Here is an 8,032-nt window from a genome sequence, read left to right on the forward strand (position 1 = left end):
GTTTCTCCGGAGCGCCACCCGTCAATAGGCGCACATCCGCTTCGTCAAAATAGCGATGCCCGGACGGATGGCGCTTGGCCGCGAGCTTCCCTTCGCGCTCCCAGCGCCGCACGGTCTGCACCGAGCGACCAATCCGCTTGGCAAATTCTCCGATGCTGTAGTAGCTGCTCATATTGCATAATTATAGACAGCTCTAGGAAGAAATCAAGCAACTGTTAATTACTCCTTGTATCTGATGGTCTGCCCGTGGTCTGCCCGGTGGCCGGATCGGTCCCTGATCTGCTCAAGGAGCGCCAACCCGGTTTCTGTTGCATGAATCAGCGTTTCGTTCAGCGGGCGACACCGAAACCTTCGTCCTGGGTGTGAGGCGGAATAGGCAGACCGGCGATCTTGAGCCCCTGCAGCACCGGCCCCTCTGGAAACAGGCGGCGCAGATGCCGACGCCCACCCTGTGCGGCGAATTCGGCGGCAAGCTGATCGGAAAGATCCCGACCACTCGCGGGCATACCATGTTCGAGATAATGGCCGCGCAATATCTCGATCACCTGCCAATGCTCGTCGTTCATTGCAATACCAAGCGACTCGGCGGTGCGTTCGCCCTGATGGCGTGTCCAGTCTTGAAACTCGACTTCGCGGTCGGGACGCCGCGGGCTCGTCGTGTCAGGATTGTCGATGATCTTTTGTGCATCTGCCATGGTTGCTATCCTCCTGTGCTTGATTGAATCGAATACCATTGGTCAAGCAACCCCTATGCCGGACACCCGGTTGAACCAGGCGGCTGGCACCCGGATTGCCTGTGCCCAGCCAGCGATCGATCCACCCGTCCATTGATCCGGTGTATTAATCATGCTTGAACAAACCCTCGTGCAATGTCCGTACTGCGGCGAAACCATCGCGACCGAGGTCGATGACTGGGACTGCCAAGGCTATATCGAGGATTGTCCAGTCTGTTGCCGGCCGATCGAGTTCGCCGTTGAGAGGGATGGCCGCGGCGACCTGGTGCGCTGGCACGCCCGGCGCGATGACGAGTAATGATCGGTTGCATTGAACCCGTGATGGTGGATATCCCCCACGCCAGTCCGACGTGCGGTGGATTGGTGCGGGGACCCTGTCGCGGCGGCTACGTTCTACCCCGCCGAGCTTCAATGAGCTGCGCTGAAATGGCGACTCCAAGGCATTGATACTGCTCCACTTGCCGGTACCCTTCTGCCCGGCGGCGTCGAGCACGACCTCGACCAGGTAGGAGTCCAGCACGCCTTGGTTCCAGCGCGCGAAGGTCTCGCCGATCGCGCGCGGCGCCATACCGAGCAGGCGTTGTGAGTGTCCCCGACAGGCTCGACACTCCGCTTGCACCCAACGCGCGACCGAACATTAAATGCTTTTGGGAGATCCGCTGGGCAGTCTGACCCAAACTAACAGGCCGCCCAACTCGGCGCGACCGAAGCCAAGTGTACCGCCATAGGCTTCCACCACGTCGCGCACGATGGCCAGCCCGAGCCCCGTGCCGGCCTGACGCTCGTCGAGTCGCAGACCGCGCTCGCCGAGTCGCGACCAGTGCGCGGGCGTAACACCGGGACCGTCGTCCGCGATCTGAATCTCGACCTGTTCGTCCGTAGAGATCGATACCCGGATATCGACCTGTTCGGCGGCCCATTTCGCGGCGTTCTCCAGTAGATTGCCGAGCAGTTCGAGCAGATCCCCGGGCATCAGCGCCACGTCGACCCGATCCGGGGCTAGTATTCGCCAATCGATCCGTTCGCCAGCGGGTGTGCGCCCCAGTGTGCGCAGCAGACGCTCAAGATTCTCGACCACGTCGGTTCGCGCGGCGTGTGGGGGATGGCCGGAACGCACGCGCGCGCGGATCAACTCGCGCTCGACGCGCCGACGGATGGTCAGGGCGAGTTGGTCCAGGTCTGCGGCCAGAGTGGGATGGCCGGCTTGACGCAGGCGCTCGGCGTCGGCCGCCAGGACGCTCAGCGGGGTCTTGAGTCCGTGGGCGAGGTCGGCGGTCCAGGCACGCGCCCGCTCGACAGAGCTTTCGCGCGCTTCGAGCAGGGCGTTGAGCTCGGCGATCAGTGGCTGGACCTCATCGGGAGCCCGTGCCGCGAGCCGTGAGGCACGCCCGTCACGAATGGCGCCGATCTCGCGGCGCAGGGCTTCCAGGGGTGCCAATCCGGTGTGGATTTGGATCAGGGTGGCCAGGGTCAGCAAGAGTGCGATCAGCCCCAGATAGGGCCGCATGTCGGCGGCAAAGTTGGCACGGGCACGGATGAGTTCGGCGCGATCCTGGGCCAGAATCAACCGCGGTTCGACTGCCTCCGAGCCTGATCCGACCCGGATGCTTCGCTCGCGCACCATGAGCGACTGTCCGTCCGGCCCCGGCAGGCGATGGGCATGCACCACCCCCGGGGTCAGTTCGTCCTCCGGCAGGGCGATCACCTCATCCCAGAGCGAACGTGAACGCAGAACACCCGCTTGACCAGTGCGGTCGATCTGCCAATAGCGGCCACTCAAGGGCTGCGCAAAGGCTGGATCGCGCGGTTCCTGGATGAGCCGGAGCGAACCATCGGGTGCGATCTCGACGGCGGCGGCGAGTTTATTGAGATGTGTCTCCAATTCAGCGCCGAGATGACGCTCGACATGGCGCTCGAACAGATTCGCCAACCCAAGCCAGGCGATCAGCAGGGCCAGGGTGATTGAGATCAGCGCGCCGATCCAGAGCCTGGCGCGCAGCGAGTGGTGTTTCATGCGCGGGTGGAACCGGGTCTCTGGATCATGAGGCGTGCGAGTCGTCATCTGTCTCGATCAGATAGCCGAAACCGCGTCGGGTCTGGATCAGCCCGGCACCCAACTTGCGCCTGACTCGCCCGACCAGTACTTCCACCGAATTGGAGTCACGCTCGAAATCCTGCGCATAAAGCTGCTCGGTCAACTCCTGTTGCGAGACGACGCGCCCGGCCTGCTGCATCAGATAGCTAACCAGACGGTATTCCTGCGGCGAGAGATGAATGGCGAGCCCATCGCGGCTCAAGGTCTGACGTCGGGTATCGAGCCGAAAGGGGCCATGGACGAGGACGGGCGCCGGCTGACCAGCCGCGCGGCGAACCAGGGCCTGCACGCGCGCGAGCAGTTCCTCGAGCCGAAAGGGTTTGGGCAAATAGTCATCGGCTCCAGCCTCGATGCCCTCAACGCGCTCGGTCCAATCACCGCGCGCGCTCAGAATCAACACCGGCAGCCGCTGACCGGCGGCACGCCATTGACGCAGCACCGACAAGCCATCGAGACTGGGCAGCCCGAGATCGAGGATGGCGGCAACATAGGGTTCGGTATCACCCATGAACCAGGCCTCGCGCCCGTCGCGCGCGCGCTCAACCAGGAAGCCGACAGCCGTTAGACTGGCCGTCACCGTCTCGGCGACCTGATCATCGTCTTCCACTAGAAGCAGGCGCATCAGTCGTTGCCCTCCAATTCCAGGATTTCACCATCCCGGGCGTCGATCTCAACCTCCAATCGGCGCCCATCCGGGGTCAGGATCTTGAGTTCGTAGATCCAGACCCGCTGCCTGCCAAATGTTTCGCGTTCTAGTTCAATGCCGATCACCTCGCCCGGCACCTGTTCGCTGATGTGATGCAGGATTTCGGCGATCGGCAGGATCTCGCCGCGCAGGCGGGCCGCGCGCGCGCGCTGGTGATCCCGCCGCAGCTCATACCTGCTGGATCCGGCGTCATCCACCTGATCGTCGGCGCCAGCCTGAAGAGGGAGCAGGCTCAGTAGGCCAATGAGGATGGCAGGGTGCATGATTGAGCGTCCCGTCATGGTGTCGCGCGTTGCGCTCGGGTTCAATCCCTCCAGGGACCATGACCCGGAATGTCGATCCAGCGTTCGTCATAATTGCCTTCGGCGGCTTTTTGATGGCAGGCGTTGCACTGGCTGAAGCTGTTGACCTCTGGGTTGCCCGTCACCAGGCGAGCCGGTATCTCGTCATGCTCATGCTTGAAATCGGCGCTTTCGGTGATGCGGGGCAGACCACCAGAGACCGCGCCCGTGTTGCTAGCATCGCCTGGGACCATTGACCGTGCCACATTTGCGGCATTGGCCCCCAGGAAGGCGCTGATCTCGGCGCGCAGTGCCTCGGATAGGCTGGCATCGTCGCCGTAATGGTTGATCAGTGCATCCGGCGCCATGATTCGGGCCCAGTCCCGTGGCGGAAGCAGACCGGGCTGATAGGCCATGTGGCAAGAACCGCACTCTTCGCTATAGGTCGCGTTGACGACCGGCGCCAGGCGCGACTCGAATAAGCTGTTTCTCTTGTGTTCGTGCTCATCGTCTTCGTCGTCATCATCATCGGCGAACGCCAAGTGGGCGCTGCTCATGGCCAGCGTGCTGGTGAGCAACAGTGTCAGAACAGATTGGCATGCAAAGGGGTTCATGAGGTCGATTCTCCTGGCTTATTGGGTCTTGATGTAGGCGATGAAATCAGCTTTTTCGGCGGCGTTGCACTCGCGCCCGATGGTCCAGCGACAGTTGCGCCGCAACCACTTTTCGATCTTGGCGGAATCGGTGAGGCGCTGTGGATTCACCGAGGGGGCCATGGGTTCGATGACCTTTCCGGTCTTGGCATGTTGCCCCGGTTGTGTTAAATCGCGGCCATGACAAGTGGAACAACTGCGCGGCTTGGAACCATCGGTCTGGGGGTATTCCTTGATCCAACCTGCGGCTCCAGCGACTGGGTCGGCCGCCCAGGGGATGGCAGGCAGGATCAGGAGGTTGGCACTGAGCAGGGCCGTGGCGAGGTGTCGTTTCATGTCTCGGTTCTCCGTTGGTTGGCAATCAGCCTGATTCTTATCAAGGCTTTCCAGGAGTCCTTGTGGACTGTGCCGACAGCCTAGCGAGAGCACCCTGACAAAAGGCTGACAGCCCTCGTCAGCGTTCGGTCAGGCGCGCTTGGTTACGCTCGCTGTTCGTGAATGTTCCCGGCCAAGGCGCCGACACGCCTGAACCGAGATACTGAGCATCCAACCTGAACCGGAGAACCCAAGCATGTCGAACGAAGAACCAAATGACACCGCCCCCCTTGCCCATGGCCCCGAAAGCGACGCCCCCAAGCGAGTTCGCGTCTGGGATCCGCTGGTCAGGATCTTTCATTGGTCATTGGTGGCTGGATTTGCCACCGCCTTCATCGTCGAGGACGATCTGCTCGGCATCCATGTCTGGGCCGGCTATCTGGTGCTCGCCCTGATTAGTGTACGCCTGGTCTGGGGGTTAATCGGCACGCGCCATGCACGTTTCAGCGACTTTGTCCGCAGTCCAGGCGCCGTGCTTGGGTATCTGCGCGCTGTCGTGCACTTGCGGGCGCCGCGTTATCTGGGCCACAACCCGGCGGGTGGGGCCATGATTGTGCTGCTCTTGATCAGTGTCGCCGCCACCGGCATCAGCGGCCTGGCGCTTTATGGCGCCGAGGAATTCGCCGGTCCACTAGCCGGTATGATGCGTGGTCTGCCACCCGTCTTGGGTGATGTTTTGGAAGAGAGCCATGAGGTGTTTGCTTATGTCACGCTCGGTCTGATCCTGATTCACGTGGTTGGGGTGCTCGTCTCCAGTCTGCTGCATCGCGAGAACCTGATCGGCAGCATGATCAGCGGCTACAAGCGCGCGGAGATTCAATAAATGCCTCCCGCATTTCGCTGGAGCTGGAGCCTCGATACCATGCTAAAACATTCTTCTATCCCCTTGCTTGTGTTGACAAGTCTATGGCTCGTCGCGGTCGGAATGGCCGTGATGGCCGCAGACGGTGAGACGCGCGATTGGCGCGGTTGGCTGCGGAAGTTTCCGAACATTGCGCCAGCCATCCAGCCGACCTATCTCGAGGAGTGTGGTTCCTGTCACCTGGCTTATCCACCTGGAGTCCTGCCGGCGGACTCCTGGAAGCAAATCCTGGCACCCGCGTCACTCGCCAATCACTATGGCGATGACGCCTGGTTACCGGAGAACCTGGTCGCAGAGGTGCGGGCTTATCTGATGACTAACGCGGCTGACAAATCCGCGCGAATCCGCGAGCTGGCGTTTGCCGTGCCCGGCGCGGCGCGATCCGACGCCAGTCTGCCGCGCATCACCGAGACGCCCTATTTCGTCCGCAAGCACAATCAGGTTCCGGCGCGTCTGGTCACGGACAATCCCGAGGTCGGCAGCTTTAGCCAGTGCAATCGCTGCCACATCGGCGCGGAGAAGGGCGTCTTCGACGAGAGCCAAGTGGACATTCCTGGTTTTGGGTCTTGGACGGATTGAACATGTCCATCGAGCCACGCCAACCGACAACATTCCAGGAGATCCATTTCGCGCCTGGTCAGCCGAGCCCGCTGACCCTGGCGATCTGGCTCGTCTTGGTCGTCGGCTCGCTCATGGTGCTGATGCGTGATCTCAAGCGCGCCAATCCGGAGATCGCCGGGCTGATGCAATGGGTCTGGCTGCTCACCGTGGCCTATTCCGGCCCGCTCGGACTCGGGCTGTATTTCTGGTCGGGACGCAAGCAGATTCCGCGCGATGACCTGTGGCGCCGCGCCGGCATGCCCGCGCGCCAAGGCAGCGCATGCGCATTAAATGGGCTGCGGGTGCATGAGGGGATCGACGCCTCTCCTCAGAGCGCCCGCGAGCGCCTGGAGCATTTACCTCAAATGCGCAGCAACCCCATCAGACCGACCAGGATCAGATAGATCGCCACGACATAGTTCAGCAGCGCTGGGCGAACCAGAATCAGAATACCGGCGACCAGTGCGATCACCGGCTGAATCAAGGGATGGATCATTTCGAAAGTCTCCTTTTAATGACGTCGATGGAAGATCAACAGCCTGACACCCCGTACAGAGTCGAAGGGCGTTTTGGGGCACCAGGCCCAGGCCAAGTAATGCAAAAAGAACGCCAATGTGCGGGGAGCACCAAGCTCGGCGTTCGTTCTTAGTCGCCTAATGGGACTCGGGTGGCGGCGGTGCCAAGCCGACGAAGATCACGATGCCATCACCGCCGGGATTGACGGTGACATCGACGTCGAAACGAGGTTTCCAATTGTTGATGGTCCAAACATTGCCTGCCGCATCAATTTGCACACTGGTTTGACGCATCATCGGGGTATAACTCGGCAGCGAGCCCGGGCCGTAGAGCGGATCGCCATTGGGCAGCAGAACGGGGGCGCCAGCGCTCGGCAGGGTGTAGCCAGTAGCAGGAGAGATCGGGTCGCCCAAGCATAATCCCGGCGGGCAGGCGGTGAGATTGGCGCCGCAGAGTTTCGACAATCGCCCGCTGTTGAACTGATTGTTCAGCGCAAGGTCGCCGAAGTTCGACACCCAGATGTTGCCCTCGCCATCGACGGTCAGCCCCCAGGGGCCATCAATGCCACCGCCGGTAAACTCGCCCAAGCGCTCACCTTCAGGACTGTAGGCAAACACTGAGTCAGTGCCCTGGGAGGCGAACCAGGCGTTGCCGCTGTAGTCCACCGCAACCACTTTTAGGGTATCTCCCACTGGATCGATGAACGTCTGCTCCAAGGTGCCGGTGGTTCGATCCAGCGCATAGCGCGCGATGTAACTTTGATGCTCTCCAGCCAAGCCGCCGGAGAAGGTCACCCAGGCGGCGCTTTGTCCGGGAATAGGCGCGACGCCAAAGGGCGCGTTTTGCCAAGCCACCGTCGAGGACACCACATCACTGGGATTACCATCGCGAAACACCCAGACACCACTACCGCCGCGCACATTCTCATCGCCCAGGCTGGCCATCCAGAGATTGCCGAACGCATCCGGCTCGATCGCCTGCACTCGATAGGGACCGAAGTAGCCGCTCGCGGGAGAAATGGCTGAACCATCAAGGGCATTGAACTGAGAAACACTGCCAGGGGTGCGGCCTTTGAATAATGTCATCACCCGAAACAGGCGGCACCGAATTGATCAATTCGCTGCCAAAATTGTTGCCAGCGCCCGGTCGTTTGGCTCAGCGCCCGCAGGCTGAGTACAATCCCGGCGCCTTTGGTTTTCCAGCGCATGCC

13 protein-coding genes are annotated in these 8,032 nt (G+C 61.6%); 4 read left to right on the plus strand and 9 right to left on the minus strand.

The window, feature by feature from the left end:
* Together CKO36_RS18060 and CKO36_RS18065 are read right to left on the minus strand one after the other, a co-directional pair.
* Window positions 1-172: MerR family transcriptional regulator (locus CKO36_RS18060; protein ID WP_200286306.1), on the minus strand; the 172-nt coding region annotated here is incomplete at its 3' end.
* Window positions 173-329: 157 nt separating this feature from the next.
* Window positions 330-695, minus strand: coding sequence for a TusE/DsrC/DsvC family sulfur relay protein (locus CKO36_RS18065; RefSeq protein WP_200286307.1), 366 nt, complete (start codon window positions 693-695; stop codon window positions 330-332).
* Window positions 696-846: 151 nt separating this feature from the next.
* Between CKO36_RS18065 and CKO36_RS18070 the strand changes: the two genes are divergently transcribed.
* Complete coding sequence (locus tag CKO36_RS18070) at window positions 847-1,032, plus strand: CPXCG motif-containing cysteine-rich protein (protein WP_200286317.1); 186 nt, start codon at window positions 847-849, stop codon at window positions 1,030-1,032.
* Window positions 1,033-1,371: 339 nt separating this feature from the next.
* Here CKO36_RS18070 and CKO36_RS18080 read toward each other — a convergent pair whose 3' ends face one another.
* The 5 genes from CKO36_RS18080 to CKO36_RS18100 are packed head-to-tail and all read right to left on the minus strand — an operon-like array spanning window position 1,372 to window position 4,805.
* On the minus strand, window positions 1,372-2,748 hold the full coding sequence (locus CKO36_RS18080) for a sensor histidine kinase (protein WP_200286318.1): 1,377 nt from the start codon (window positions 2,746-2,748) through the stop codon (window positions 1,372-1,374).
* Window positions 2,749-2,773: 25 nt separating this feature from the next.
* Window positions 2,774-3,451 (minus strand): response regulator transcription factor, encoded by a 678-nt coding sequence (locus tag CKO36_RS18085; protein ID WP_200286308.1) that lies wholly within the window; start codon window positions 3,449-3,451, stop codon window positions 2,774-2,776.
* Window positions 3,451-3,798, minus strand: a complete 348-nt coding sequence (locus CKO36_RS18090; protein ID WP_242469724.1) for a PepSY domain-containing protein — start codon at window positions 3,796-3,798, stop codon at window positions 3,451-3,453. The genes CKO36_RS18085 and CKO36_RS18090 overlap by 1 nt, the downstream gene beginning before the upstream one ends.
* A gap of 41 nt (window positions 3,799-3,839) precedes the next feature.
* A complete protein-coding gene (locus tag CKO36_RS18095; protein ID WP_200286310.1) occupies window positions 3,840-4,430 on the minus strand; it encodes a cytochrome C in 591 nt (196 codons plus the stop codon).
* An 18-nt stretch (window positions 4,431-4,448) separates the two neighbouring features.
* On the minus strand, window positions 4,449-4,805 hold the full coding sequence (locus CKO36_RS18100) for a DUF1924 domain-containing protein (protein WP_200286311.1): 357 nt from the start codon (window positions 4,803-4,805) through the stop codon (window positions 4,449-4,451).
* A gap of 235 nt (window positions 4,806-5,040) precedes the next feature.
* Here CKO36_RS18100 and CKO36_RS18105 point away from each other — a divergent pair, with 235 nt between their 5' ends.
* From CKO36_RS18105 to CKO36_RS18115, 3 genes are all read left to right on the plus strand, one after another.
* Complete coding sequence (locus tag CKO36_RS18105) at window positions 5,041-5,667, plus strand: cytochrome b/b6 domain-containing protein (protein ID WP_200286312.1); 627 nt, start codon at window positions 5,041-5,043, stop codon at window positions 5,665-5,667.
* A gap of 111 nt (window positions 5,668-5,778) precedes the next feature.
* Window positions 5,779-6,285: a diheme cytochrome c gene (locus CKO36_RS18110; protein WP_242469725.1), complete on the plus strand. Its 507-nt coding sequence runs from the start codon at window positions 5,779-5,781 to the stop codon at window positions 6,283-6,285.
* A 2-nt stretch (window positions 6,286-6,287) separates the two neighbouring features.
* Window positions 6,288-6,710, plus strand: coding sequence for a hypothetical protein (locus tag CKO36_RS18115; protein WP_200286314.1), 423 nt, complete (start codon window positions 6,288-6,290; stop codon window positions 6,708-6,710).
* On the opposite strand, the gene CKO36_RS18120 is transcribed toward CKO36_RS18115, so the two are convergent.
* Both CKO36_RS18120 and CKO36_RS18125 read right to left on the minus strand, forming a co-directional pair.
* A complete protein-coding gene (locus CKO36_RS18120; protein WP_200286315.1) occupies window positions 6,668-6,802 on the minus strand; it encodes a DUF3096 domain-containing protein in 135 nt (44 codons plus the stop codon). The two genes, CKO36_RS18115 and CKO36_RS18120, sit on opposite strands and share 43 nt — an antisense overlap.
* 157 nt (window positions 6,803-6,959) lie before the next feature.
* The gene (locus tag CKO36_RS18125) at window positions 6,960-7,907 is read right to left on the minus strand and encodes an NHL repeat-containing protein (protein ID WP_200286316.1); all 948 of its coding nucleotides are present in this window, start codon (window positions 7,905-7,907) and stop codon (window positions 6,960-6,962) included.
* Between the last annotated feature and the right edge of the window lie 125 nt (window positions 7,908-8,032).

The sequence above is a fragment of the Rhabdochromatium marinum genome (assembly GCF_016583795.1).
In the GTDB taxonomy this organism is placed as follows: Bacteria; Pseudomonadota; Gammaproteobacteria; order Chromatiales; family Chromatiaceae; genus Rhabdochromatium; species Rhabdochromatium marinum.

What these genes read in the sequence shown, in the direction of transcription:
- CKO36_RS18120 (WP_200286315.1), bottom strand. Translation starts at nt 6,802, where the DNA reads ATGATCCATCCCTTGATTCAGCCGGTGATCGCACTGGTCGCCGGTATT.
- CKO36_RS18095 (WP_200286310.1), bottom strand. Translation starts at nt 4,430, where the DNA reads ATGAACCCCTTTGCATGCCAATCTGTTCTGACACTGTTGCTCACCAGC.
- CKO36_RS18070 (WP_200286317.1), top strand. Translation starts at nt 847, where the DNA reads ATGCTTGAACAAACCCTCGTGCAATGTCCGTACTGCGGCGAAACCATC.
- CKO36_RS18065 (WP_200286307.1), bottom strand. Translation starts at nt 695, where the DNA reads ATGGCAGATGCACAAAAGATCATCGACAATCCTGACACGACGAGCCCG.
- CKO36_RS18100 (WP_200286311.1), bottom strand. Translation starts at nt 4,805, where the DNA reads ATGAAACGACACCTCGCCACGGCCCTGCTCAGTGCCAACCTCCTGATC.
- CKO36_RS18090 (WP_242469724.1), bottom strand. Translation starts at nt 3,798, where the DNA reads ATGCACCCTGCCATCCTCATTGGCCTACTGAGCCTGCTCCCTCTTCAG.
- CKO36_RS18080 (WP_200286318.1), bottom strand. Translation starts at nt 2,748, where the DNA reads ATGAAACACCACTCGCTGCGCGCCAGGCTCTGGATCGGCGCGCTGATC.
- CKO36_RS18105 (WP_200286312.1), top strand. Translation starts at nt 5,041, where the DNA reads ATGTCGAACGAAGAACCAAATGACACCGCCCCCCTTGCCCATGGCCCC.
- CKO36_RS18110 (WP_242469725.1), top strand. Translation starts at nt 5,779, where the DNA reads ATGGCCGCAGACGGTGAGACGCGCGATTGGCGCGGTTGGCTGCGGAAG.
- CKO36_RS18085 (WP_200286308.1), bottom strand. Translation starts at nt 3,451, where the DNA reads ATGCGCCTGCTTCTAGTGGAAGACGATGATCAGGTCGCCGAGACGGTG.
- CKO36_RS18115 (WP_200286314.1), top strand. Translation starts at nt 6,288, where the DNA reads ATGTCCATCGAGCCACGCCAACCGACAACATTCCAGGAGATCCATTTC.
- CKO36_RS18125 (WP_200286316.1), bottom strand. Translation starts at nt 7,907, where the DNA reads ATGACATTATTCAAAGGCCGCACCCCTGGCAGTGTTTCTCAGTTCAAT.